We start from the raw sequence: 22984 nt of genomic DNA, 5'->3' as shown, positions 1-22984 counted from the left end.
GGAAAGCAGAAACATGAACACCCAGAAGAACCTGATCAGCACATGTGGTGCGATCCTGCTCGGCACCGCACTGGCCGTCGCCGCACCGGTGATGGCGGCTGCCGCAGAGCATGACGCCACGACCACCGAGGGCACGGCCGACGTGCGGATCGATTTCGGAACCGAGTTCGCCGACAAGACGGCCACCGTTCTCGTTCTGGACGCGGATGCCAACCCGGACGCGCCCACACAGGCGAGCATCGCCTATGTCACCGAAGTGCTCACCGACGCGGATGGGGTCGCCTCGTTCCATGCGGCGCTGCCGGAGGGACTCGACTACTGGCTTGCCAGCACGGTCGACGGCGGCGACCGCTACGTTGCGATGCTGGACGGCAGCGAGGGCGGCTCCGGAGGGGAGGATGGCGATCCCGGAGGCCCCGGAGGCGACGACGGCAACGGTGGGACTGGCGATGCGGGCACCGGCACCGACGGTGGGACGGGCGGGAACGGCTCCGCCTCCCCAGATGGCGGTCAGGGCGATGCCGACACCGACGGCGATCTGGCGACGACCGGTCTTGCTGCGTGGGTGATCCCCTCAGGCCTGCTGGTCGCGGGAAGTCTGATCGCGGCAGGTACGGCACTGGTGCGTCGCCGCCGCGCGCAGGCGTGAGGCCGCCCGGGAAAAGCGCCTCAGCGCCGCTTCGCGAGCCGCGCTTCGAGATTCGCCTTGACAGCCGGCCACTCCGGTTCGATCACCGAGTACTCCACGCTGTCGCGCAGTGCGCCGTTGCGATAGCGGGAAACGGCGCGCATGACGCCGTCCTGCTTGGCACCGAGTCGCTCGATCGCCGTGCGGGACTGGAAGTTCACCCACTGCGTGGTGAGCCCCACGCGGTAGACCCCGAGGGTCTCGAAGGCGTGCGACATCAGCAGCAGTTTCGATTCGGCATTCGTTCCGGTTTCGTGCGCGGACGGCCGGTTCCAGGTGTAGCCGATGTGCAGGCGGGGAACAGTCTCCTCGAGGTCGTAATACGACGTCATCCCGATCACGCGCCCCGTGGCATCGAATGCCGTGAACGGCACCATCTCGCCCGATTCACTCAGCGCGAGACGCCGATCGATCTCAGCCGCTACGCCGTCGGGTGCAGGCACTGACGTGTACCAGGCGGTCTGCCACAGCTTCCCTTCCTGCACGGCCTCGATGAGGCCGCCGCGATGCTCCCGTGCGAGCGGGCGCAGTTCGACGAGGTTGCCGGAGAGCTGGATGGGCGCAGGAGGTGTGAGAAAAGGCACCCGCTCATTCAACCAGCCTCGTCTACGCTGAAAGGATGCCGTTGCTCTCCATCTTCATCTTCGCGCTGACGATCGCCGCGCTGATCGACGTCATCATGCGCGCCGATTCCCAGGTCAAGCGCATGCCGAAGATGGTGTGGATCATTATCGTCATCCTGCTGCCGCTGATCGGCAGCCTGCTCTGGTTCGCCCTCGGGCGAGAGTATGGCGAGGGCGGCGTTTCTCTGCCCCGGATGCCGCGCCGCCAAGCGCGCTCCACGTCGACGGCTACGGTCGTCCCGCAGCGGTCCGCACCGATGGAAGCACGCACGACTGAGCAGCAGATCGCCGACCTTGACCGTGAGATCGAGGAGTGGCGTCTGCGCGAGGAGATCGCCAAGCGCAAGGATGACGACGCGGCCGGTTAGGCGCGGTCGAACGACTCCCGCAGTGCCGGCTCGAGCGTCAGATAGTGGAACTCGAACCCGGCGTTGGTGAGCTTCTCCGGCAGTACCCAACGACTCTTCAGGATCAGCTCGGTCTCGGTGCGGATGCCGATGGCACCGAGTTCCAGCATCCATCGGGGCATTGGCGGGCCGAAGCCGGCGCCCAGCACGCGTCGGACACATGCCATGAACGTCGTATTGTCGACGGGATGCGGGGAGGATGCGTTGACCGGACCGTCGACCTCTGGATGCTGCTCGACGAAGTCGACGATGCGCGCGATATCGTCCAGGTGCACCCAGCTGAACCGCTGTGCGCCCCGCTTCGCACCGGGGTAGTGCGCGGTGCCTGCAGCCTTCCGCGCGCGACTCACCGGCCACGGCCCGTCGTGCTGTGCGCCACCGAGGCCGATCCGTGCGAGGTTCTTGAGCGGTCCGAGGACGCCACCGTGACCGAGAACGATCGCACTGCGCAGTGCGACCCTGCGCGTGTGCGGGAGGTCGTCCTGGAACAGTGCCTTCTCCCACGCCTTGGCCACCTCGACCGAGAAGCCGGTACCGATCTCGCCGCCGGATTCGGTCATCGGGCGGTCTTCGGCGTGCCGGTAGATCGTCGCGGTCGATGAGTTGACCCAGAGGGCCGGCGGGTTCTGCGCTGCGGCGATCGCATGACTGAGGGATGCCGTGGTCTCCAGACGCGAGCGGAAGATCTCGGCGCGGTTCTCAGTGGTGTAGCGACAGTTCACGCTCTTTCCGGCCAAGCCGATGACCAGCTCAGCCCCGTCGACGGCCTGGTCGATGCCAGTCTGATCCGCCCAGGCGAGGTCGGCGCTCGAACGCGAGATCGTGACGACCTCTCGTCCTTCTCCGCGATACTTCTCCTGCAGATGCTTGCCCATGAACCCGGACGAGCCTCCGATGACGACCCTGCCGGTCATGACTGCTCCTTCTCGATGCAGTAGCTGAAGTCTCCGGCGTACTCGTAGATGCGGCCGAGCAGCGGCACATCGATCGTGACGGAGACGCGTTGGCGCTCGACCTCGTCGTCGAAGCGCTCGGTCAGTCGGACGACGGGGGAGAGTAGCCCCGGGATACGCAGGCGCAGGCGCCCCCAACGAATCCCGACCGCGTGACTTCTCATCGAGAGCATGCCATCACGCACCTCGACGTCGAAGCTCGCCGCGACGACGCCCGGTTCTCCCAGCTCGTCGACCAGGCGGTCGTGGGGTGTGACCGAAACCGCATCGCGCATCGTCCAGGGGGCGCCCGGCAGCAGCAACCCGCGTTCGCTCACCGCGCGTCCGGCGACCTGGCGGTTCGTGACCCGGAACGGCACGGCGAGCTGCCAGCCGGCGTAGATCACTCCGCGCTCGTGCAGCGGGCGAAGCAGCGGCCACAGCCAGCGTCGCGGCGTGCCGACCCTACTGAACGTACCCTCGCCGATGCCGATATGACCATCCGGGAGGGCTGAGAAGTACGCGCGCAGTCGCGGGTGGAGGTCGGCGATCCGATCGCCGAGCACCTGTGCGTACGGTGAGCCTAGGAAGTGCCGCACTTCACTGCTCGCGAAGCCTGACCAGCCGCTCATGCCCGGTCTCCTCGAGCTCGGCGATCTCATCCCGGGACTTGAGGAAGTCGGAGAATGACCGGTGGCCGAGCGCCTTCTCGCTGAAGGACGGGTCCATGCGGCGCATGTGCGTCTTCACGGCCGAGCTGTGCAGCCACTCGTCGGCGCCCGCCTTGTCGTGTCCGAGGCGGAGTGCACGCTCCAGCAGCATGGTCGCCTCCTCCTGCTCGGTCGTCGACGTCTCGGGCTCGACGACCTTCGCCGCCTTCTTGGCGCGCGTTTTCGGGGCGGCTTTCGCCTTCGCCGGAGCGTCGGTATCGGTATCCGCTGCCGGTGTCGCCTCTGCCTGCGCCGTCTCAGCCGGGGCAGCCGCAGGCGTCGACTTCTTCGGGGCGGGACGTGCCACACCGGGCAGCGAGTCGTATGCCTCGAACTCGTCGCAGGCCGCCGCGAGCGACTTCGCCGTGGAACCTGCGACGCCGACGCCGATCACATAGCGGCCGAGGCGCTTGCAGCGCTGAGCGAGCGGAACATAGTCGCTGTCACCGGCGACGATCACGACGTGGGTGAGATCGGGAAGGCGGAACATGTCTTCCACAGCATCCACGGCGAGTCGGATGTCTGCACCGTTCTTCGCGTATGCGGCAGCCGGGAACAGCTGCACCAGGTCGACGGCGCGCGCGACGAGCTGTGAACGGTACTCGGCGTTCACCGGCGAGGACCAGTCCGCGTATGCGCGCGTGAGCACGAGAGTGCCGAACGAGGCCGCGTAGTCGATGATCGCGCCGACCTCGATCATCGCGTCCTTCAGACGCTCGACGACACCGGGGTCATTCGGGTTGTCGGCGATGCGCTGACGGTCCTTGCCATAGGCGTTGCGACCGTGCACGCGGTCGTACCAAGAGATGACGATGTTGTCGAAGTCCAGATAGACGGCGACGCGGGTATCTGCGGTCTCAGCCATCGGCGCGCTCCTCACTCGGGTAGCGGACGCCGATCTGCGCCCGGATCTCATCCAGCGTCCCCATGATCGCGACGCTCTCGGCGAGCGGGAGGATGTCCCCCTCGAGGAGCCCCGCGCGTACGAGGCGTTCCGCGGCCAGCGCCTGATACTGCATGCCGCGGCCATCGACCTCGCTGACGTACTCTTCGCGGATGCTGCCATCGGGTGCGACGACGCGGAAGGATGTCGGCACGTACCAGACTCGATCGATCTCGATCCGGGCATCGGTGCCGATGATCGCCGCGACGTTGGGGCCTGCAGCTCGCGACGACGACAGGCTCGTCGAGAGAGCGCCGCCGGCGTGGGTCATGATCGTCGCGACCTCGGCGTCAGCCCCGGTCTCGCCCAGCCGGGCGGTTGCCTGAATCGTCTCCGGCGCACCCAGGATGTCCCAGATGAAGGAGACCGGATAGATGCCAAGGTCCAGCAGCGCACCGCCGCCGAGTTCAAGGGCGTTCAATCGGTGCGTCGGGTCGGAGGGGAGCAGCTGGGTGTGGTCTGCGGACACGGCACGGATCTCGCCGAGCGCGCCCGCTGCGATGATCTCGCGGATGCGCACCATGTGCGGCAGATAACGGGTCCACATGGCCTCCATCGCCAGCAACCCGCGCTCGCTCGCGATCCGTTGCAGGTCCTCAGCCTCGGACTGATTGAGAGTGAATGCCTTCTCGACGAGCACGTGCTTGCCGTTCTCGAGGGCGAGCTTCGCACCGGCATGATGCATCGGGTGCGGCGTGGAGACGTAGATGATGTCGACGTCGGGGTCGGCGACGAGCGCCTCGTACGACGCATGTGCGCGCGGGATGCTGAATTCTGCCGCGAATGCGTCGGCAGAAGCCTGCGAACGCGACCCGACAGCGACGAGATCGAGACCTGCGGTGCGCAGGTCGGAGGCGAAGGAGTGGGCGATCCCACCCGTGGCAAGGATTCCCCAGCGAAGACCAGTCATTCTCTCAGCGTAGAGCAGTTGGGTCAGGCCAGAGCGGACGTGAGGGCCTCCTGCGGCACGAGCGGGAAGACCTGCTCGGCGATTCGTTCCAGTTCCTCATCGAGCGGCGAGGCCTGGATCAGCAGGAGCGTGATCCCGGCATCCGCATATTCGTTGATCCGCTCGGCGACCTGTTCGGCGGTGCCGACGAGATTCGGGCGCAGCCCGCGCGTGCCGACCGAGTACTCGCGTCGGCTGACCTCGAGGGAGAGGTGCGAATTGCGCCGGAACTCCTCGAAGGACGCGTATCCGGGAGAATCCTCGTTCACCGTCGTGATCCGATCGAGCTCGCGCTGCGCCTCCGCTTCGGTGTCACGGACGATGACGTACGCCGGCATCCCGAACTCGGAGATCGGGCGGCCGTGCAGCCGCTCGGAGCGTGCATTCATGTCTGCGACATTGCCGCGGACCTCGTCAAGGGTGCCGCCGTGCATGACGTAGGCATCGGCGAAATCTGCGATGGCCTCGCGACCGGCCTCGCTCTCGCCGCCGGCGAAGACGACCGGGTGCACGGAGGGCTTCGGCTCGACGATCGTTCCTTCGAACTCGTAGTGGTCACCGGCGAAACTGAAGGGGGTCTGTGACCACAGTCCGTTCAACACGTCGACGAATTCCTTGGCCTGCGCGTAGCGGGCGTCGTGGGTGGGGAAGTTGCCACCGAACTGTCGTGCTTCCTCGGCCCACCAGGCCGCCACGACATTGAGCGCGATGCGGCCGGGGGCGACGCTATCGAGGGTGCTCACCGTCTTGGCGAGCACGGCGGGAAGGTGAAATCCCGGGCGGACTGCTGTCATCACGCGCAGCTGATCGGTCACAGCGAGGATCGCAGCCGACAGCGACCACGCCTCCAGGCTCGGTGCATCGGTGCCCTTGCGATCGTTCAGGTACAGCTCGGGAACGAGCGTGGTGTGAAAGCCCAATCGGTCGGCTTTTACGGACACCTCGCGGATGTACTCCCAGGTGGCCGCCATCCGTCCTTCATCGGTGACGTTGCGGAGGAACCCGCCATAGACGGGCGTCCAGTATCCGAGATTGATGGTCATGATGCTCCTGTCAGATGCGCGCGAGTGCGCGATCGAGGTCGGCGATGAGATCGGCGGGATCTTCGAGCCCGGCGCTGAGACGGATCGTGTTCAGCGAAATGCCCGCGGCGGTGCGCTGCGCGGCGTTCAGATGCGAATGGGTCATGGATGCCGGATGCGCCACAAGGCTGCGCGCATCGCCGATGTTCGCGACGAGGCGGAAGATGCTCTGCGATCGCCAGAGCCGTCGCGCTCTGGCGGGAGACCCGCAGATCGAGCGTCTCGATGCCCTGCAGGATCTGCCAGGCGTTGAACGGAGAGAGGGAGGGGCCGAGATCGTGGACGTATTTCGTCTTGACGAGAACGGCGAATGCCTGGCCGATGCCGAATCGCTCCCACAGCACGAGGTCGCCGATCCGCGGATACGGCTGGGTGAACTGCGGCCAGCGGTCAGGCTCTGCGCCGAAATCGAACGTTCCCTGGTCGACGACCACGCCGCCGAGCGAGGTGCCGTGGCCGGCGAGGAACTTCGTCGCCGAGTGCACGACGAAGTCGGCGCCGTGCTCTCCGGGGCGCACGAGATACGGCGTCCCGACCGTGTTGTCGATCACGAGCGGCACCCGCGCCGTGTGCGCGATGTCGGCGACGGTTTCGAAATCGAGCACCTGGGCGATCGGGTTCGCGATCGATTCGGCGAACAGAGCGCGTGTGGAGGGCCGGATGGCCGTGCGCCAGGCATCCGCGTCGTCCTGATCGACGAACGTCACCGTGATGCCGAAGTCGGCGAAGGTGTCCTGGAACAGGTCGACCGTGCCGCCGTAGAGCTGGTTGGCGGCGACGATGTGCCCACCGCGCCCCGCGAGGGCGAGCAGGGTGACGGCGACGGCCGCCTGCCCGGATGCGACGGCGACGGCCGATGTGCCGCCCTCGAGGGCGGCGACCCGCTGCTCGAGGATCAGCTGGGTGGGGCTGGAGCTGCGGCTGTAGAGGTTGCCGAGCTGACGCAGCGCGAAGATGTCTGCGGCATCGGCCAGGGACGCGAATTCGTATGCCGCGGTCTGGTGGATCGGCGGCACTGCGCTGTTCTGCGGAACATTCGCGACATAGCCGCTGTGCACCTGCTGGGTCGAGAACGCGGTCATGCGCGGATTTCCTGACGCACGCGCACGACCGACTCGTGCACGTCTTCGCCGCGCAACCGCTCGAGCCACAGCACGATCGTGGCGGCGACGCTGCGATGCGATGCGTCGTTGAGTGCATCGTGCAGGCCGTCGACCGTCTCGTTCAGGTCGAGGTCGGGCACGGCGTCCAGCAGAGCGGATACTTCGTCGATGGGCGAGACCGGATCTGCCGAGCCGTGGAATGCGAGAACAGGAACGGCGATCGCTGCGAGATCAGCGGCATCCGGCACCGGCTCTGTCGCGATGTCGACCGTGCGGGCCTGTGTCGAACCGAGCACTCCGAGGTGGAGCGGGCACGCCGTGCGCTCGGCGTCAGCCGGCTGCGGGGCGTCGACATCGACCGGAGTTCCGGCAAGGATCGCCGCATCCACCGCGGCTCCCTGCGAGAGCACGCGCAGAGCCGATGCGGCGCCGGTGTCCGAGCCGACCAGCACGCGGGGCGCGTCGGCGTTCTCGAGCCAGGATGCTGCGGTTTCGGCATCCGATTCGAAGACGGCGACGGTGTACCCGTCAGCGCTCAGCCGTCGGCCGAACCGCTCGTACACGGGTGCCAGCTCGCCGCGACCGGTGACGACAGCGAGGGTGCCGCGTGTTCGGGCGGCGGGCCAGACGGCGGCGGGGGAGTGATCTGTGCTCATGCGGTCCATCCTTGATGCTCGTCCGGCGTGGCGAGCGTGATGTGTCGAACTGTTGCAGTGTGTGTCTTCCTGCATCGCAGACCCTGGCACCGCTCTCGGAGACAGCCGTACTTTCACATCCATGACTTCACGACACCGACTCGAATCCCTCGCTGTGCTCGCCGTCGCATCCCTCGCCCTGTCCGCCTGCTCGACGGCGCAGGCATCGGGCGGTGCGGATGCTGGGGAGACCTCGCTCACCTGGGGCTGGCAGCTGCCGACGAGCTGGGATCCCGTCACCTCGACCGCCGGCTGGGACACCCACGCCCTCGCGCTCGTCTACGACGGGCTGACACAGCTGAACACCGAGGGAGAGCCGGTTCCGGGGCTCGCCGAGACATGGGAATACAGCGAAGACGGCGCCGCGATCACGTTCCATCTGCGAGCGGATGCCGTGTTCAGCGACGGCACGCCCGTCACCGCGGAGTCCGTGAAGCTCAATCTTGAACGCGGGCGCGATCAGGAGAACTCCACACTCGCCGGACAACTGCGCATCGTCACCGGCGTGGACGCGGTCGATGAGCACACCGTGACCGTGCACCTGGATCAGGCCGACTATCAAGTGCCCTATCTGTTCGCCGGGAAAACCGGTTTCATCGTGAATCCCGCGGCGTTCGACGACGTGGCGTCCCTCGCTACGCAGCCGGAGGGCGCCGGACCCTTCGCACTGACGGAGTACGTGCCCAATGCGCACGCGACGCTGGAGAAGAACGACGAATACTGGAATGCCGATCACATCTTCATCGACGACCTTTCGGTCGTGCCGGTCGCCGATGACGCGACCGCCGTCGCCGGGATCAGCTCGGGCCAGTGGGATGTCTCCATCGTCCCTGCATCTCAGGCCCAGGCTGCGGACAGTGCAGGGCTCGAGGTCGAGGAGATCAAGGCACTGACCGTGCGCGCTCTCGACGTGAACGGCACCGTTGCACCGTTCGATGACCAGCGCGTACTGCAAGCGATCAGCCATGCCACCGACCGTCAGGCCCTCGTCGATTCCACCTATTTCGGCCATGGCACCCCGAACTGGCAGCCGTTCCCGGACGGCTATGTGGCGCACAACGAAGACCTCGACGACCTGTACGTGTACGACGTGGCAGCTGCAAAGGCTCTGCTTGCCGAGGCAGGCTACCCGGACGGGGTAGACATCACGCTGACTCTCGGCGAAGACGACACGGCGCTCGCGGAGCTGCTGCAGGCGCAATGGGCGGAAGCCGGAATCGATGTGACGCTCAACGTGCAGGCTGTGGGATCTCTCTCGCAGAATTACGTGCAGCGCACATTCCCCTTCGTCCTCGACAGCTACTCAGGTCGTCAGTCGCCGCTTCAGGCGCTCGAGGTGCTCTACGGACCGGAAGGACTGATGAATCTCGGACGTCAGACGCCGGACGAGCTCACTGCAGCCATTGATACCGCGAGGGCGACACCGACTGACGACCCGGAGTACGCGCAGCGGCTGCAGGATGCCGTCGAGGTCGGAGTCCGGCTGCAGCCGAACACATTCCTGTTCAGCTGGCCGCGCATCCTCATCCACGAGGACCGCATCACCGGCATCCAGCACTGGCTCGATGTGCAGCGCTGGGAAGACGTGAAGGTCGAGGGCTGAGCCATGACGACGACCGTGACTGCTGAAGCGCTGACGGCGCCTTCCACACCCGGAACGGCTGTGCATCCGCGCGGCCTCCCGGCGATGGTGCGCACGGCGCTTGCGACCCTCGGCACCGCGGTCACGGTCTTCGTCCTGGCCACCTTCGCCACCTTCGCGCTGGGGACGGCCAGCGGGTCGAACCCGGCGGCGGTCGCGCTGGGAGAGGTCGCAACGCAAGCGGATGTCGACCGACTCAACCATGTGTTCGGCTTGGACCGGCCGCTTCTGGTGCGGTACGTGGACTGGATCTCGCACGCCGTCACCGGCGACCTCGGTACGAGCTGGTTCACGAGCATCCCCGTCTCCGACAGCGTCGCGCAGGCGTTCCCCGTGAGCCTGTCGATCGCATCGGGGGCCATTCTGCTCGCCCTGCTCTTCGGCTTCACCGGTGGAGTCCTTGCCGCAGTCAGCCGCGGTGGCATCATTGATCGCCTCGTGACACTGCTGAGCACGGTTTCGGCGACTATCCCCGCCTTCGTCGCGGCGATCGGGCTCATCCTGCTTTTCGCCTACGCGATCCCGATCTTCCCGGTCGCCGGATATGTGCCGCCGGAGAAGAGCTTCGGGGGGTGGATCCTATGCCTCGTACTTCCATCGATCGCACTCAGTCTCGACGCAGGAGCCGACATCGCCCGTCAGCTGCGCACGTCCTTGGTCGGTGTGCTCGGTGAGAACTACATCATCGGAGCGCGGGTGCATGGCCTCGCTCCTGCCCGGATCGTCTTCCGTCACGCGTTGCCGATCGCCTCGGGTCCAGCCCTCTCGGCCCTGGGCGTGCACGCGCCGCGATTGATCGGTGGAGCTGTGATCACCGAGGTGATCTTCGGGATGCCGGGACTCGGCCAGCTCGCGAACCGCGCGGCGCTCCAGGGTGACATCCCGGTCGTCCAAGGAGTGCTGCTGGTCACGATCCTGATGGTCGTGATCACCGGAATCGTCATCAATCTCATCATCGCCCGAACGGGCGGCACCGGACGGAGCGCCGCATGAATGTCATCGCACGCCTGTGGGCTGCGGGCTGGACCGCGCGTGCGGCTCTGCTCGTCATAGCCGGTGTGGTCGTCATCGCCGTCGCCGGCCCCGCCCTGGCTCCGTACGATCCTCTGGCGCAGGACACCGCGAATGCGCTGCAGGACGCAACGTTCGCGCATCTTCTCGGCACTGACTACCTCGGTCGCGATGTTCTCAGTCGGCTGCTGGCCGGCGCGCCGGCATCGTTGCTGAGCGCATTGGCGGCGGCCCTGATCGGGCTGGTCATCGGCGCGGTTCCGGGTGCGCTCAGCGCGTTCGCTCCGAGGATCGGCGAGTGGCTGTCGCTTCGCGTCGTCGACGCTCTGTTGTCTCTGCCATTCATCCTGTTCGCGATCGTGTTCGCAGCCCTGTTGGGCAACGGACTGGTCCAGGCGACTCTGGCGATCGGCATCCTCATCGCCCCGGGGTTCTTCCGCATCGCCAGAGCGGCGACGCTCCGTGTGCGCGACTCGCAGTATGTCGAGGCGGCATTGTTCCTCGGTGCATCCGCCGGGTGGGTGCTGCGACGGCATGTGTGGCGGCAGGTGGCACCGAACCTCGTCGTCGCATCCGTGTCCGCACTCGGCGGTGCGCTGCTCGCCGTGGCGTCCCTTACGTTCTTGGGGATCGGGGTGCAACCGCCCGCGCCGACGTGGGGTGGCATGCTCGCCAGCGACCTCGGATATCTCAGCCAGCGTCCGTTCGGACCCGTGGGGCCGGCGCTCGCGATCATCATCACCGTCGGTGCTTTGAACCTGATCGCCGATGCGGCGCACGATGCGCTCGGTGCGGATGCCGTTGTCGCACGCGCACCACGGAAGGAGAAAGCTCATGTCTGATGTGCAGACTTCGGTTGCATCCGCTTCTGCATCCGACCTGTCCCGATCAGCGGACTCGGTCCCGATCAGCGGACGGATTCCGGCGAAGGGTCAGCAAATCGGGACACGCTCAGCAGATCGGGGCACCGCGGCGGAGGTCCAGGCCGCGCTCGCGCCGTCATTCGACGAGGGATCACTGGCACGGCCAGCCGTCGCTGCCGCCGAGCAGCTCGTGATCACGGCGAACGACGGCACGGAACTCGTGCACGGAGTCTCTGTGGTGGTGCGCCCAGGCGAAGCCGTCGGCATCGTCGGCGAGTCCGGCAGCGGTAAGACCCTCACCTGCCGTGCGCTGCTCGGCATACTTCCCCCCGGGCTCGCCATCACCGGCGGCAGCGTGCATATCAACGAACACGACCTCACCCACGCGGGAGAGAAGCAATGGCGGTCAGTGCGCGGGACCGAGGTCGCCGCCGTGTTCCAGGACCCCGCGTCGTACCTGCACCCGGCCATCCCGGTCGGTGCGCAGCTCGAGGAGACTCTGCGCGTCACGGCCGCCCTGCCGCGACGAATCGCGAAGGAGCGCGCGCGTGAGCTTCTCGACGAACTCGGGATTCGACGCGTCGACCTCGTGCTGCGCCAACGCGTCGCACAGCTCTCCGGAGGGATGCTGCAGCGCGTCCTCATCGCGATGGCGCTCGCCGCAGACCCCGCTGCCCTCATCGCCGATGAGGCGACGACCGCGCTCGATGTCACCGTGCAGGCCGAACTGCTCGAGCTGCTCGGCCGACTCCGGGTCGAGCGCGATCTCGCGCTGATCCTCGTATCGCATGACCTCGCTGTCGTCGCGCAGGTGTGCGAGCGGGTTCAGGTATTCCGCGACGGCAGAGTCGTCGAGGCCGGAGCGACATCACGTGTGCTGCGCGCTCCGGGGCACCCGTACACGCGTGAACTGCTTTCCGCGCACTCCGCTTATGGACTCGAGAGGTTCCTCGCATGACCACTGAACGGACTCCGGAGTCCGGGTATCAGGGACCGGCACTCGAATTCGACGGGGTTTCGGTCGACTACGGGCAGGTGCGTGTGCTCGATCAGATTTCGCTGACAGTGCGTTCCGGCGAGGTGGTCGGGGTGGTCGGCGAGTCGGGTTCAGGGAAGACCACGCTTGCTCGAACGGTGCTGCGAGCGGTGGCGCCGTCAGCCGGTCACGTGCGCGTGGCAGGACGAGACGTCACTCGATTGCACGGACGTGCGCTGAGGGACTGGCGACGCTCCGGCGCTGCGCAGTACGTTTTCCAGGACCCCCTGCGTTCTCTCGATCCCGGTGTAACAGTGGGCGATTCGATCCGTGAGGGAATGCGGATTGCTCGTGTCCCGACCGCGGATGCCGGCCGGCGACTGGATACGGCCCTGCAGACGGTTGACCTCGACGACGAACTGATCCGGCGGCTCCCGTCGGGATTATCGGGCGGGCAGCGCCAGCGAGCCGCGATTGCGAGGGCGCTCGTGGTCGAGCCTCGTCTGCTCGTGCTCGATGAGCCGGTCAGCGCGCTGGACGCAGCCAGTCGTGACCGTGTGGTGCGCGCTCTCATCGCGCTGCGCGATCAGCGCGGGAGCAGCTTGGCCATGCTCGTGATCTCGCACGACGTCGGTTCGCTCGCTGCCATGAGCGATCGACTCATCGTGCTCAATCAGGGCCACATCGTCGAAGACGGACCAACCAGACGCGTGGTCGCCCAGCCGGAGCATCCATACACGCGTCGCCTCATCGATTCCGTACCTCTCATTCACACACGATCCGCCAACCGCGCCTGACCATTGGAGCTGCCGCTATGCCCATCGAACTTCTCGGAATGATTGCCACGACCGCAGGATCCGAATCCAGAGCCATCTCCGGGCCCCCGGTCGACCCCGTGTACGTGCGGGAGTTCTCGAAGGCTCACGAGGATGCCGGATTCGACCGGGTCCTGATCGGATACAGTGCGAGTTCGCCGGACGGCTTCGCCGTCGCGTCCGCCGCTCTCGAGGCCACCGAGCACCTGAAGGTGCTCATTGCGCACCGTCCGGGCTTCGTCCCGCCGACGATCGTCGGCCGAAAGCTGGCGACCCTTGACCACCTCAGCGGTGGAGGGCGCGTCGCGATTCACCACATCACCGGCGGCAGCGAAGCTGATCAGCGCCGGGACGGTGACTTCAGCGAGAAGGGCGATCGATACCGGCGCACGGGTGAGTTCATCGAGGTGCTGCGCAAGACCCTCACCTCTACGGAGCCCTTCGATCACGACGGGGAGTTCTATCGATTCGAGGGCGCGTATTCGGGTGTCAAGCCCGCCACGGATGCGGGTATCCCGATCTTCTTCGGCGGTCTCTCCGGCGGAGCGGTCGAAGTGGGTGCGAAGCGCGCTGACGTGTACATGCTGTTCGGCGAACCGCTCGCAGACGTCGCGGAGCACATCCGCACCATCCGAGCCGCCGCGGCAAAGGAGGGACGCACGATCGAGTTCAGTCTGTCGACGCGTCCGATCATCGCCGACACCGAAGAGGCAGCGTGGGCGAAGGCTGACGCGATCTACGCACGCACCGAAGAGCTTCTCAAGTCGCAGGAGACCGGCAACACCCTGGCGTTCGCAAGACCGCTGCATGCGGAGCGCACCGCCGTGTCCGCCGACCGTCTGCAAGAACATGCGAAGCGCGGTGATGTGCACGACGAGCGACTCTGGCTCGGCATCACCCGACTCACCGGGCCCTCGGGCAATTCCACTGCTCCTGTTGGCACTCCTGAGCAGGTCGCCGAGGCGCTGCTGAAGTACTACGACCTCGGAGTGACGCGGTTCCTCATCCGGGGCTTCGATCCGCTCGGTGACGTACGCGACTGGGGTAAGGAGCTGGTGCCGTTGCTGCGAGAGGGGGCGCGACGTCGCGATGATGAGCGCGACGTGCGCGTCGCCTGACGCGTCGCGGAGAAGCTCAGGAGCGGGGCAGTCGGAATCTTACGGCACGAGCGTGATCTTGCCCTGCGCCTGGTGCGCCTCGATCAGGCGGTGAGCCTGGGCTGCCTCGCTCAGCGGAAGCTCGGCGCCCAACTCGACCTGGAAGTCACCGCGCGCGATGAGATCGATCGCGACGGCGACGGCCTCTGCACGCCACGCGAGCTCCTGGTCGGTGAGTGGTTCGGGAGAACCACCGCTGAAGGCGCGGATGCCGAAGCTCGCGGCATCCGGTCCGCGCACGATGGTCGCGATGCGGTTGTGATCGGCGACGAGCTCGAGTGAAGTCTCGATCGCTTCATCCGTGCCCGCGCAGTCGAGAGCGACGGTGACTTCGCCGTCGACGGCCGCGCGCACACGATCGGCGAGACCCTCACCGTAGGCGACCGGGATCGCGCCGAGTTCGCGCAGCTGCTCATGACGCGCAGGGCTCCCGGTGGCGACGACCTTCGCGCCCTGTGCGATTGCGAATTGGATCGCGGCCTGCCCGACCGACCCCGATCCGGCATGCACGAGCAGGATGTCGTCCTCACCGACCTCGAGCGATCGCACGCATTGATACGCGGTGCCCACGGGGATCGGGAGGGCGGCGGCTTCAGCAGCGGTCACAGCATCCGGCAGCTCATTGAGGTCCTCGACCGCGACCGCGAGATGCGTCGCATAGGTGCCGACGGTATCGCCGACCGCGACCCGGTCGCCGACGGCGAAGCCGGTGACGCCCTGGCCGAGGGAATCGATCACGCCCGCACCGTCGAAACCGACGCGGCGGGGCTCTGTGATCGGAGCTGAGGGGCGCTTGCCGCTGCGCCGCTTGGCATCCAGCGGGTTGACTCCCGCCGCCTCGATCCGGACCACGACTTCGCCGGGGCCGGCGACCGGGTCGGGGATCTCCATGAGGTGGAGGACGTCGGGAGAGCCGAATTCTGTGTAGACGATCGCGCGAGCCATGCCGCCAGGCTACCCGTCCTTTAGTGCCTTCAGGATGCGCTGCGGCGAGACGGGCTGCGCAGTGCCGAGCCGTTGCGCGAACACGCTGACCCGGAACTCCTCCAGCAGCCAGCGCACCTCCACGAGCCTGGGCGCAGCATCCGCCGGCAGCGGGATCGTGCCGCCGGCATCCGCGAATACCTCGGCGACGCGCTCGTACTCGGTCATCCGGGTACGGTCCTTACCCGGCTCGCTGGCAAGTGTCTTCAGGCGATCGAGCATGCCATCCAAGTACCGAGGCAGGTGCGCAAGGCGTTGCGTACCAGCGGCCGAGATGAACCCCGGATGCAGCAGGGCGCCCAACTGCGTACGGATATCGTTCAACGGTCCGAGCAGCGCGAGCGAGTTCGCCGACTTGATGCCGCGTTCGACCTCGCGCGACTTCGTCAGGATGCGGGCGACCAGCGAGACGGTCTGGAACAGCTCCTCGACGAGCGTGGCATTCACGCCATCCCGCGCCCGCTCGTACTCGGCCCGGGTGCGGATGACGTGCGTGGGCAGCGATGCGCGGACCACAGCGGTGCGGGCATCCTCGATGAGGGCGGCGACCGATGGATACGGCGACGCCGCAAGGGCGAGCTTCTCCGGTGATGTCAAGTGCTGCTGCACGTAGGACGCGGGGGAGGGCACGTTCAGCAGCACCAGCCGCAGCACGCCGTCACGGGTCGCGCGCTCCGCAGCATCCGCGGTCGCTTCGAGGCGCACCGAGACCGTCTTGCCGCGATCGACGATCGCCGGGTAACCGCGCACGACTCCGCCGGCGACCTTCGTATCGAGTACTTCCGGAAGGTCGCCGAACGTCCAGTCCGTCAGATCGTCCTGTTCGAGAGAGGTGCGGACGGATGCCGCGGCCACCGCGTTCACGTCAGCACTCGTACGTGCCTTCACCGGCCGCGAGATCGACCGCGCGACGCTCGCCCGTGCGCGATCCGACAGCTCGCGCTGCAGTTCGGTGAGGTCGCGTGCAGACCCGGCCACGCGACCGCGCTCGTCGACGGCGCGGAAGTTCATGCGCAGGTGCCCGGGCACGCGCTCATCATCGAAATCCGCAGCGGAGACCGGCTGGTTCGCGAGGGGCTGGATGAGTCGCGCAAGTGCCTCCTTCAGCGAGCGCTCCGGTCGCCCGGCATGACCTTCCGGCCCTTGCTCGGCCAGGGCCTCGCCGAACTTGTCGGCCCAGTCGGCGGCAGGGACCACGTGCCGTCGGATCGCCTTCGGCAGAGCGCGCAGCAGCGCTGTGACGAGGTCGGCGCGCAGGCCTGGAACCTGCCAGTCGAATCCGGCATCCTCGATCTGCGCCAGCAGCGCAAGCGGCACGACGACACTCACGCCGTCATCGGGCGCGCCGGGCTCGAACCGGTAGGCGAGTCCGAGGACCTGATCACCCTGCGCCCACCGGGTCGGGAACTCGTTCTGGTCGGCGCGCTGGTCGTCGTCGATGAGGTCGCTCTCGCGCATGACGAGGAGTTTCGGCGTCTGCTGGAGCGCCTCGCGCCACCACTTCTCGAAGGAGCGCACGTCGAACACATCAGCGGGGATGCGCTCGTCGTAGAAGTGGAAGATCTCCTCGTCGCCGGCGAGGATGTCGCGGCGCCGTTCGCGTTCCTCGAGCTTCTCTAGACGCCGACGCAGCTCGCCGTTGCTGCGCCAGAACGCACTGACCCGCTTGTCGATGCACCCCGGATCCCACTCGCCTTCGACGAGCGCGTGCCGCACGAACAGTTCACGCGCGGCCGCACGGTCGATTCGGGCGAATTGGATGCGCCGACGGGGGATGATCTCCACCCCGAATAGCGTCACCTTCTCGTAGGCGACCGCCGCGCCGGCATCCTTCGACCAGTGCGGCTCGGTGACCTGACGCTTGGCGAGGTCGCCGGCGAGCGACTCCGCCCAGGCCGGGTCGATCGCGGCGACAGTGCGGGCGAACGTGCGGGAGGTCTCGACGATCTCGGCGGCCATCACCGCGCGCGGGCTCTGCTTGCGCAGGCCCGACCCGGGGAAGATCGAGAAGCGGATGCCGCGAGCCCCGCGGTACTCGGCGATACGGCGCTTCGGATCCTTCTGGGTCTTCGACTGGCCCTTCGGTGGCGTCTTCGTGTTCCGCTCGTCGAGGATGCCGATCTGGGAGAGGAGTCCGGAAAGGAGCGCGCGGTGGATGGCGTCGGCGTTCGCGTGGCCGTCGCGCGGGGTGTTAGCGGTTTCGTCTCGCTGCGCTCGCTCAACCCGTTTCGTCTCGCGGAGACCCGCACTGAGCGAGCGCGAGCGAGTCGAAGTGTCGCTCAACGTCCCGCGGGGGGAACTGCGTTCGGTCAACGTCCCGCGAGGTGAGCTGCGCTCGCTCAACGTCCCGCGGGGTGTTTTGGGGGTCTTCACGAGGGAGCGGAGCTGGCGATGCACGTCGAACCACTCGCGCACCCGCACGTAGTTCAGGTACTCGGACCGGCACAGGCGCCGGAACGCGCTGGAGCCGAGCTCGCGCTGCTGCTCGCGCAGATGGTTCCAGAGGTTCAGGATCGCGAGGAAGTCGCTGGTCGGGTCGGTGAAACGCGCATGCATGCGGTCGGCAGCATCCCGCACGCCCTGCGGCGCGTCCTGCGACGGGCGCTCACGGACATCCTGAATCGTCATTCCCGCGACGATCGCGAGGACCTCGTCGACCACGCCGGCGTGCTGCGATTCCACGAGCATCCGCGCAAATCGGGGGTCGATCGGCATCCGAGAGATGTCGCGCCCGATCTTCGTGAGTCGGGTGCCATCGACGGCCCCGAGCTCGGTGAGCAGGTCGAACGCAGCCTTGATGCCGCGCGAGTCGGGCGGGGTGAGGAACGGGAAGGCGGTGATGTCGCCGAATCCGAGCGACAGCATCTGCAGCACGACCGATGCGAGCGAGGTGCGCAGGATCTCGGGCTCGGTGAACTCCGCCCTCTTGTCGAAGTCCTCCTCCGAGTACAGGCGGATCGCTATGCCGTCGCTGGTGCGGCCGGCGCGCCCCGAACGCTGATTGGCGGAGGCCTGTGAGATCGCCTCGATCGGCAGCCGTTGCACCTTCGAGCGATTGCTGTAGCGCGAGATGCGTGCGGTGCCCGTGTCGATGACGTACTTGATGCCGGGGACCGTGAGGCTCGTCTCCGCGACGTTCGTGGCGAGCACGATGCGGCGATGGACGCCGGCGACCCGGCTCTTCTCGAACACACGGTGCTGCTCGGCGGCAGACAGACGGCCGTACAGCGGCAGCACCTCGACGGGGGCCTTGCTCGAGGCGTATGCCGCGCGGACGGCATCCGCGGCATCCCGGATCTCGGCCTCGCCGGGCATGAAGACGAGCACGTCTCCCGCGGCCTCGCGGTCGAGTTCGTGCAGCGCCGTGACGATCGCCGACACTTCGTCTTCGGCATCCGCCTCGTCGTCCTCGGCCGGGCCTCGATACCGGATCTCGACCGGGAATGTGCGCCCGGACACCTCGATGACCGGCGCGGGAGTCTCGTCCGCAGAAGCGAGGTGCTTCGCGAAGCTGACCGGGTCGATCGTCGCCGAGGTGATGATGACCTTGAGATCCGGGCGCTCGGGCAGGATGCGGGTGAGGTAGCCGAGCAGGAAGTCGACGTTCAGCGACCGCTCGTGCGCCTCGTCGATGATGATCGTGTCGTAGCGGCGCAGCAGCCGATCCCGATGGATCTCGTTGAGCAGGATGCCGTCGGTCATCAGCGCGATCTTCGTCTCGGCCGAGACCTGATCGGTGAAGCGCACCTTGTAGCCGACGAGTCCGCCGAGCTCGACGTCGAGCTCTTCCGCGATGCGTTCGGCGATGGTGCGCGCAGCGAGGCGCCGGGGCTGGGTGTGCGCGATGTTCGTGCGTCCGAGCTCGAGGCAGATCTTCGGCAGCTGCGTCGTCTTCCCCGAGCCGGTCGCGCCGGCGATCACGACGACCTGATTGTCGCGGATGGCGTCAGCGATCTCGTCCCGCGCGGCGCTGACGGGCAGTTCCGGAGGGTACGTGATGACGAGCTCGGCAGAAGACATAGCCCTCCATCGTATGACGAGCACCGGTCACCACCGGTCGTAAACTGGCCAGATGACGATTCCCCTCATCACTCTCAACGACGGTCACACGATTCCTCAGCTCGGCTGCGGCGTCTTCAAGGTCGACCCGGCCGACACGGAGCGCACGGTGAGCGACGCCCTCGAGGTCGGCTACCGCCACATCGACACGGCCGCGATCTACGGCAATGAAGCGGGCGTCGGAGCGGCGATCGCGAAGAGCGGCATCGCGCGCGACGAGCTCTTCATCACGACGAAGCTCTGGAACGACCGCCATGACGGCGATGAGCCGAATAAGGCGATCGCGGAGAGCCTGGAAAAGCTCGGTCTCGAACAGGTCGACCTCTACCTCGTGCACTGGCCGACGCCCGCGAAGGACAACTACGTCCACGCGTTCGCGAAGCTCGTCGAACTGCGCGAGCAGGGCCTCACCCGCAGCATCGGCGTCTCGAATCACCTGGTGCCGCACCTCGAGCGCATCGTCGCCGAGACGGGCGTCACGCCGGCCGTGAACCAGATCGAACTGCACCCCGCCTACCAGCAGCGCGAGGTCACCACGTGGGCTGCCGACCACGGCATCCGCATCGAAGCCTGGGGTCCGCTCGGCCAGGGCAAGTACGACCTGTTCGGCACCCCTGCAGTCGCAGACGCCGCGACAGCGCACGGCAAGACACCCGCGCAGATCGTCATCGGCTGGCACCTGCAGAAGGGGAACATTGTCTTCCCCAAGTCGGTGCGCATCGAGCGGCTGCGCGAGAACCTCGACGTATTCGACTTCACGCTCACCGACACGGAGCTGTCCGCGATCGATGCGCTGGACCCCCAGGACGGATCGGGTCGCGTGGGAACGCACCCGGAGGAGCTCAACTGAACCATCCGGTTCTGAGACGCTGCATTGCGTTCGATGACGCCCCGTGTCGCTCCGTGCGCCGCGGGGCGTCATCATCGCTAGCGTCACCGTATGACCTCCTATCGCATCGTCGCCGTCTCCGGCTCACTCCACGAGCCCAGCAAGACGACCGCTCTGGTTCGTGCGATCGCGGATGCTGTCGCCGACCGCGCTGACGCCGAGGTGCAGCTGATCGAACTCACCGAGATCGGGCCATCCCTCGCCGGTGCGCTGCGGCGGGAAGACCTTCCGGTGCACGTCGAGGATCAGCTCATCGCGATCGAGCAGGCGGATCTGCTGATCGTCGGCAGCCCCGTCTACCGGGCATCGTTCACCGGGCTGTTCAAGCACCTGTTTGATTTCGTCGGTCAGTACGCGCTCGTCGGCAAGCCCGTGCTGCTCGCAGCCACCGGCGGCGGTGAGCGCCACGCGCTGATCATCGAGCACCAGCTGCGCCCGTTGTTCGCGTTCTTCCAGGCGCTCACGCTGCCGGTGGGCGTGTACGCCAGCAACACGGATTTCGATGGGTATCAGGTGGCGTCCGAGGTCCTCGCCACGCGGATCGCCCTCGCCGCGGATCGCGCTCTGCCCCTGGTGGGCTATGCGGCATCGCGTTCGGCCGACGCCCTCGTCTGACCTCGAGACCCTTGGGGATTCGGCGTAGCGTGAGGGCATGACCAACCGCCTCGCCGGCACGCTCAGCCCGTACCTGCGTGCGCACGCTGACAACCCCGTCGATTGGCAGCCGTGGGGAACGGATGCCTTCACCGAAGCGCAGCGCCGAGACGTGCCGTTGCTCATCTCGATCGGCTATTCCACCTGCCACTGGTGCCATGTGATGGCCCGGGAGTCGTTCTCCTCTCCCGAGATCGCGGCCCTCATCAACGCGAACTTCGTCGCCGTCAAGATCGATCGCGAGGAGCATCCGGATGTCGATGGCGCGTACATGGCGGCAGCCTCCGCGTTCACGCAGAACCTCGGCTGGCCGCTGACGATCTTCGCGACGCCCCAGGGTCGCGCGTTCTACGCCGGCACGTACTGGCCGCCACAGGCGCAGGGGCAGATGCCGGCCTTCCGGGACGTACTCGCCGCGGTGCAAGAAGCTTGGACGCTGCGCCGCGAGCAGGCCGTCGAGTCGGCGGATGCCGTCGCCGATGCCCTCGCGGAGGCTGCCGTCATCGCGCCCACCGACCTGCCCTCAGGCAGCGCGCTGGTCGCGGCGGCCGAGTCCATCGCAGCACGCGAAGACAAGATGTTCGGCGGCTTCGGCGGAGCGCCGAAGTTTCCGGTGGCGACGACCCTCGGCTTCCTGCAGCACACTCTGGTGCGTCGCGAGGCACCGGATGCCGCGGCAGCCGCCGATCGTGCACTCGCCGCCATGGCGGGCTCTGACCTGCGAGACGCCGACGGCGGGTTCTTCCGGTATGCGACCCAGCGCGACTGGACCGTTCCGCACTACGAGCGGATGCTGACCGACAACGCGCAGTTGTTCGATACCGCCGTGCGGGCCGGGGACGAATCGACGGCTCGGGGGATCGCCCGGTTCCTGCTGGGCGTGCTGCGCCTCGACGGAGGCGGATTCGGCGCCGCACAGGACTCCGAGTCGCTCATCGGCGGTCAACGCAGCGAAGGCGGCTTCTACCTCGCTTCCGACCGCTCAGCTCTCGAATCGCCCGCAGTGGACGGCAAGGTGATCACCGCATGGAACGGCCTGGCGATCGCCGCCCTCGCACGGGCAGGGGCGGCCCTCGGCGAACAGCCGTGGATCACAGCAGCCGCTGACGCTGCGAGCTTCGTCATGCGCGTGAACCGCGCACCCGAAGGCCGCCTCGTGCGGTCCTCGCTCGACGGCGTTGCCTCGACCGCGGTGGCGCCGCTCGCCGATCTGGGGCTGTTCGCCGACGGACTGTTCGCGCTCGCCGTCGCCACGGGCGATGTGTCGTGGGCCGAGCAGGCACGCGCGATCCTCGACGAGGTGCTCGCCTTCGGTGCCGAGGCGGATCCTGTGCTGTCGGCGCAGGGTGTGGCATCTGCTCCGGATCACACCGACGGCGACCTGCCTTCCGGGGTGGCTGCCCTCGCCGCTGCCGCGCTTACTGCGTGGCGTCTCGGTGCCGGCGAGAAGTACCGCGCCGCTGCGCAGGAACAGGTCGGCGCGGTTGCGGCATCTGCTCTGCAGCATCCGTTCGGGCACGGGACTCTCCTCGGCGTCGCGGCCGGTCTCGCAGAGCCGCCGCGTCAGGTCGTCGTGGTGACCGATGACCGCGTGGGGGCGCTGGCCGCAGCATCCCGCGCGCTCGATGCCGACGTCATCGCCGTCGTGACGCCCGCTCAGGCACAGGCCTTCGAGGATGCCGGGTTCGAGCTCTTCGCCGGCAAATCCGCCACCGCCGAGCGAGCATACGACTGTCGCGCCTTCGTCTGCCGGCTTCCCGTCTCGGATGCCGCAGAGCTGTCGCGCGAGCGCTGAGGTCAGC

At 67.3% G+C, this 22984-nt stretch carries 21 protein-coding genes and 1 pseudogene; 11 read left to right on the top strand and 11 right to left on the bottom strand.

Going from position 1 to position 22984, the window contains the following annotated elements:
- Nucleotides 1-13: 13 nt before the first annotated feature.
- Nucleotides 14-649: a hypothetical protein gene (locus ACTIAO_RS01750; RefSeq protein ID WP_441904609.1), complete on the top strand. Its 636-nt coding sequence runs from the start codon at nucleotides 14-16 to the stop codon at nucleotides 647-649.
- 20 nt (nucleotides 650-669) lie between these two features.
- Here the strand turns inward: ACTIAO_RS01750 and ACTIAO_RS01745 are convergent, their stop codons facing one another.
- Nucleotides 670-1272, bottom strand: a complete 603-nt coding sequence (locus ACTIAO_RS01745; RefSeq protein WP_441904608.1) for a GNAT family N-acetyltransferase — start codon at nucleotides 1270-1272, stop codon at nucleotides 670-672.
- A 35-nt stretch (nucleotides 1273-1307) separates the two neighbouring features.
- Here ACTIAO_RS01745 and ACTIAO_RS01740 point away from each other — a divergent pair, with 35 nt between their 5' ends.
- Complete coding sequence (locus tag ACTIAO_RS01740) at nucleotides 1308-1679, top strand: PLDc N-terminal domain-containing protein (RefSeq protein WP_441904607.1); 372 nt, start codon at nucleotides 1308-1310, stop codon at nucleotides 1677-1679.
- Here ACTIAO_RS01740 and ACTIAO_RS01735 read toward each other — a convergent pair.
- The 8 genes and pseudogenes from ACTIAO_RS01735 to ACTIAO_RS01700 all read right to left on the bottom strand — a co-directional run bounded on the left by ACTIAO_RS01735 (nucleotide 1676) and on the right by ACTIAO_RS01700 (nucleotide 8093).
- Nucleotides 1676-2632: an epimerase gene (locus ACTIAO_RS01735; protein ID WP_441904606.1), complete on the bottom strand. Its 957-nt coding sequence runs from the start codon at nucleotides 2630-2632 to the stop codon at nucleotides 1676-1678. The genes ACTIAO_RS01740 and ACTIAO_RS01735 overlap by 4 nt on opposite strands.
- Nucleotides 2629-3282 (bottom strand): DUF4166 domain-containing protein, encoded by a 654-nt coding sequence (locus ACTIAO_RS01730; RefSeq protein ID WP_441904605.1) that lies wholly within the window; start codon nucleotides 3280-3282, stop codon nucleotides 2629-2631. Before ACTIAO_RS01730 ends, ACTIAO_RS01735 begins: the two co-directional genes overlap by 4 nt.
- Nucleotides 3251-4225, bottom strand: coding sequence for an NYN domain-containing protein (locus ACTIAO_RS01725; protein WP_441904604.1), 975 nt, complete (start codon nucleotides 4223-4225; stop codon nucleotides 3251-3253). Before ACTIAO_RS01725 ends, ACTIAO_RS01730 begins: the two co-directional genes overlap by 32 nt.
- Nucleotides 4218-5213 carry a Gfo/Idh/MocA family protein gene (locus ACTIAO_RS01720; protein WP_441904603.1) on the bottom strand — a complete coding sequence of 332 codons (996 nt, stop codon included), beginning with the start codon at nucleotides 5211-5213 and terminating at the stop codon, nucleotides 4218-4220. The genes ACTIAO_RS01725 and ACTIAO_RS01720 overlap by 8 nt, the downstream gene beginning before the upstream one ends.
- A 23-nt stretch (nucleotides 5214-5236) precedes the next feature.
- On the bottom strand, nucleotides 5237-6295 hold the full coding sequence (locus tag ACTIAO_RS01715; protein ID WP_441904602.1) for an LLM class flavin-dependent oxidoreductase: 1059 nt from the start codon (nucleotides 6293-6295) through the stop codon (nucleotides 5237-5239).
- Between the two features lie 10 nt (nucleotides 6296-6305).
- The gene (locus ACTIAO_RS01710; RefSeq protein WP_441904634.1) at nucleotides 6306-6479 is read right to left on the bottom strand and encodes a PLP-dependent transferase; all 174 of its coding nucleotides are present in this window, start codon (nucleotides 6477-6479) and stop codon (nucleotides 6306-6308) included.
- A gap of 114 nt (nucleotides 6480-6593) precedes the next feature.
- Nucleotides 6594-7416: pseudogene (locus ACTIAO_RS01705) on the bottom strand (aminotransferase class I/II-fold pyridoxal phosphate-dependent enzyme); the annotation flags it as partial.
- Complete coding sequence (locus ACTIAO_RS01700) at nucleotides 7413-8093, bottom strand: alpha/beta hydrolase (RefSeq protein WP_441904601.1); 681 nt, start codon at nucleotides 8091-8093, stop codon at nucleotides 7413-7415. The pseudogene ACTIAO_RS01705 and the gene ACTIAO_RS01700, both read right to left, overlap by 4 nt.
- Before the next feature lie 121 nt (nucleotides 8094-8214).
- Between ACTIAO_RS01700 and ACTIAO_RS01695 the strand changes: the two genes are divergently transcribed.
- From ACTIAO_RS01695 to ACTIAO_RS01670, 6 genes are read left to right on the top strand one after another with little or no spacing between them, the layout of a single operon-like run.
- The gene (locus ACTIAO_RS01695) at nucleotides 8215-9735 is read left to right on the top strand and encodes an ABC transporter substrate-binding protein (RefSeq protein ID WP_441904600.1); all 1521 of its coding nucleotides are present in this window, start codon (nucleotides 8215-8217) and stop codon (nucleotides 9733-9735) included.
- 3 nt (nucleotides 9736-9738) lie between these two features.
- Nucleotides 9739-10767: an ABC transporter permease gene (locus tag ACTIAO_RS01690; RefSeq protein ID WP_441904599.1), complete on the top strand. Its 1029-nt coding sequence runs from the start codon at nucleotides 9739-9741 to the stop codon at nucleotides 10765-10767.
- On the top strand, nucleotides 10764-11627 hold the full coding sequence (locus tag ACTIAO_RS01685) for an ABC transporter permease (RefSeq protein ID WP_441904598.1): 864 nt from the start codon (nucleotides 10764-10766) through the stop codon (nucleotides 11625-11627). The genes ACTIAO_RS01690 and ACTIAO_RS01685 overlap by 4 nt, the downstream gene beginning before the upstream one ends.
- Nucleotides 11620-12606 (top strand): ATP-binding cassette domain-containing protein, encoded by a 987-nt coding sequence (locus tag ACTIAO_RS01680; RefSeq protein ID WP_441904597.1) that lies wholly within the window; start codon nucleotides 11620-11622, stop codon nucleotides 12604-12606. Before ACTIAO_RS01685 ends, ACTIAO_RS01680 begins: the two co-directional genes overlap by 8 nt.
- Entirely contained in the window at nucleotides 12603-13421 is an 819-nt protein-coding gene (locus ACTIAO_RS01675; RefSeq protein WP_441904596.1) for an ABC transporter ATP-binding protein, read from the top strand. The genes ACTIAO_RS01680 and ACTIAO_RS01675 overlap by 4 nt, the downstream gene beginning before the upstream one ends.
- Before the next feature lie 17 nt (nucleotides 13422-13438).
- The gene (locus ACTIAO_RS01670) at nucleotides 13439-14557 is read left to right on the top strand and encodes an LLM class flavin-dependent oxidoreductase (protein ID WP_441904595.1); all 1119 of its coding nucleotides are present in this window, start codon (nucleotides 13439-13441) and stop codon (nucleotides 14555-14557) included.
- 39 nt (nucleotides 14558-14596) lie between these two features.
- On the opposite strand, the gene ACTIAO_RS01665 is transcribed toward ACTIAO_RS01670, so the two are convergent.
- Together ACTIAO_RS01665 and hrpA are read right to left on the bottom strand one after the other, a co-directional pair.
- On the bottom strand, nucleotides 14597-15541 hold the full coding sequence (locus tag ACTIAO_RS01665; RefSeq protein ID WP_441904594.1) for a quinone oxidoreductase family protein: 945 nt from the start codon (nucleotides 15539-15541) through the stop codon (nucleotides 14597-14599).
- Between the two features lie 9 nt (nucleotides 15542-15550).
- Nucleotides 15551-19600 carry an ATP-dependent RNA helicase HrpA gene (gene hrpA / locus ACTIAO_RS01660; RefSeq protein WP_441904593.1) on the bottom strand — a complete coding sequence of 1350 codons (4050 nt, stop codon included), beginning with the start codon at nucleotides 19598-19600 and terminating at the stop codon, nucleotides 15551-15553.
- A 52-nt stretch (nucleotides 19601-19652) separates the two neighbouring features.
- Between hrpA and ACTIAO_RS01655 the strand changes: the two genes are divergently transcribed.
- The 3 genes from ACTIAO_RS01655 to ACTIAO_RS01645 all read left to right on the top strand — a co-directional run bounded on the left by ACTIAO_RS01655 (nucleotide 19653) and on the right by ACTIAO_RS01645 (nucleotide 22977).
- Entirely contained in the window at nucleotides 19653-20489 is an 837-nt protein-coding gene (locus ACTIAO_RS01655; RefSeq protein WP_441904592.1) for an aldo/keto reductase, read from the top strand.
- Nucleotides 20490-20579: 90 nt separating this feature from the next.
- A complete protein-coding gene (gene msuE, locus ACTIAO_RS01650; RefSeq protein WP_441904591.1) occupies nucleotides 20580-21143 on the top strand; it encodes an FMN reductase in 564 nt (187 codons plus the stop codon).
- Nucleotides 21144-21180: 37 nt separating this feature from the next.
- The gene (locus tag ACTIAO_RS01645) at nucleotides 21181-22977 is read left to right on the top strand and encodes a thioredoxin domain-containing protein (protein ID WP_441904590.1); all 1797 of its coding nucleotides are present in this window, start codon (nucleotides 21181-21183) and stop codon (nucleotides 22975-22977) included.
- The last annotated feature ends 7 nt before the right edge of the window (nucleotides 22978-22984 follow it).

Origin of the sequence: Microbacterium sp. (assembly GCF_052099035.1) — a bacterium.
Lineage (GTDB): Bacteria > Actinomycetota > Actinomycetes > Actinomycetales > Microbacteriaceae > Microbacterium.
Note: the sequence above shows the minus strand (reverse complement) of the source record. Positions and strands in the feature narration are given on the sequence as shown.

What these genes read in the sequence shown, in the direction of transcription:
- ACTIAO_RS01750 (WP_441904609.1), top strand. Translation starts at nt 14, where the DNA reads ATGAACACCCAGAAGAACCTGATCAGCACATGTGGTGCGATCCTGCTC.
- ACTIAO_RS01740 (WP_441904607.1), top strand. Translation starts at nt 1,308, where the DNA reads ATGCCGTTGCTCTCCATCTTCATCTTCGCGCTGACGATCGCCGCGCTG.
- ACTIAO_RS01735 (WP_441904606.1), bottom strand. Translation starts at nt 2,632, where the DNA reads ATGACCGGCAGGGTCGTCATCGGAGGCTCGTCCGGGTTCATGGGCAAG.
- ACTIAO_RS01730 (WP_441904605.1), bottom strand. Translation starts at nt 3,282, where the DNA reads ATGAGCGGCTGGTCAGGCTTCGCGAGCAGTGAAGTGCGGCACTTCCTA.
- ACTIAO_RS01725 (WP_441904604.1), bottom strand. Translation starts at nt 4,225, where the DNA reads ATGGCTGAGACCGCAGATACCCGCGTCGCCGTCTATCTGGACTTCGAC.
- ACTIAO_RS01720 (WP_441904603.1), bottom strand. Translation starts at nt 5,213, where the DNA reads ATGACTGGTCTTCGCTGGGGAATCCTTGCCACGGGTGGGATCGCCCAC.
- ACTIAO_RS01715 (WP_441904602.1), bottom strand. Translation starts at nt 6,295, where the DNA reads ATGACCATCAATCTCGGATACTGGACGCCCGTCTATGGCGGGTTCCTC.
- ACTIAO_RS01700 (WP_441904601.1), bottom strand. Translation starts at nt 8,093, where the DNA reads ATGAGCACAGATCACTCCCCCGCCGCCGTCTGGCCCGCCGCCCGAACA.
- ACTIAO_RS01695 (WP_441904600.1), top strand. Translation starts at nt 8,215, where the DNA reads ATGACTTCACGACACCGACTCGAATCCCTCGCTGTGCTCGCCGTCGCA.
- ACTIAO_RS01690 (WP_441904599.1), top strand. Translation starts at nt 9,739, where the DNA reads ATGACGACGACCGTGACTGCTGAAGCGCTGACGGCGCCTTCCACACCC.
- ACTIAO_RS01685 (WP_441904598.1), top strand. Translation starts at nt 10,764, where the DNA reads ATGAATGTCATCGCACGCCTGTGGGCTGCGGGCTGGACCGCGCGTGCG.
- ACTIAO_RS01680 (WP_441904597.1), top strand. Translation starts at nt 11,620, where the DNA reads ATGTCTGATGTGCAGACTTCGGTTGCATCCGCTTCTGCATCCGACCTG.
- ACTIAO_RS01675 (WP_441904596.1), top strand. Translation starts at nt 12,603, where the DNA reads ATGACCACTGAACGGACTCCGGAGTCCGGGTATCAGGGACCGGCACTC.
- ACTIAO_RS01670 (WP_441904595.1), top strand. Translation starts at nt 13,439, where the DNA reads ATGCCCATCGAACTTCTCGGAATGATTGCCACGACCGCAGGATCCGAA.
- ACTIAO_RS01665 (WP_441904594.1), bottom strand. Translation starts at nt 15,541, where the DNA reads ATGGCTCGCGCGATCGTCTACACAGAATTCGGCTCTCCCGACGTCCTC.
- hrpA (WP_441904593.1), bottom strand. Translation starts at nt 19,600, where the DNA reads ATGTCTTCTGCCGAGCTCGTCATCACGTACCCTCCGGAACTGCCCGTC.
- ACTIAO_RS01655 (WP_441904592.1), top strand. Translation starts at nt 19,653, where the DNA reads ATGACGATTCCCCTCATCACTCTCAACGACGGTCACACGATTCCTCAG.
- msuE (WP_441904591.1), top strand. Translation starts at nt 20,580, where the DNA reads ATGACCTCCTATCGCATCGTCGCCGTCTCCGGCTCACTCCACGAGCCC.
- ACTIAO_RS01645 (WP_441904590.1), top strand. Translation starts at nt 21,181, where the DNA reads ATGACCAACCGCCTCGCCGGCACGCTCAGCCCGTACCTGCGTGCGCAC.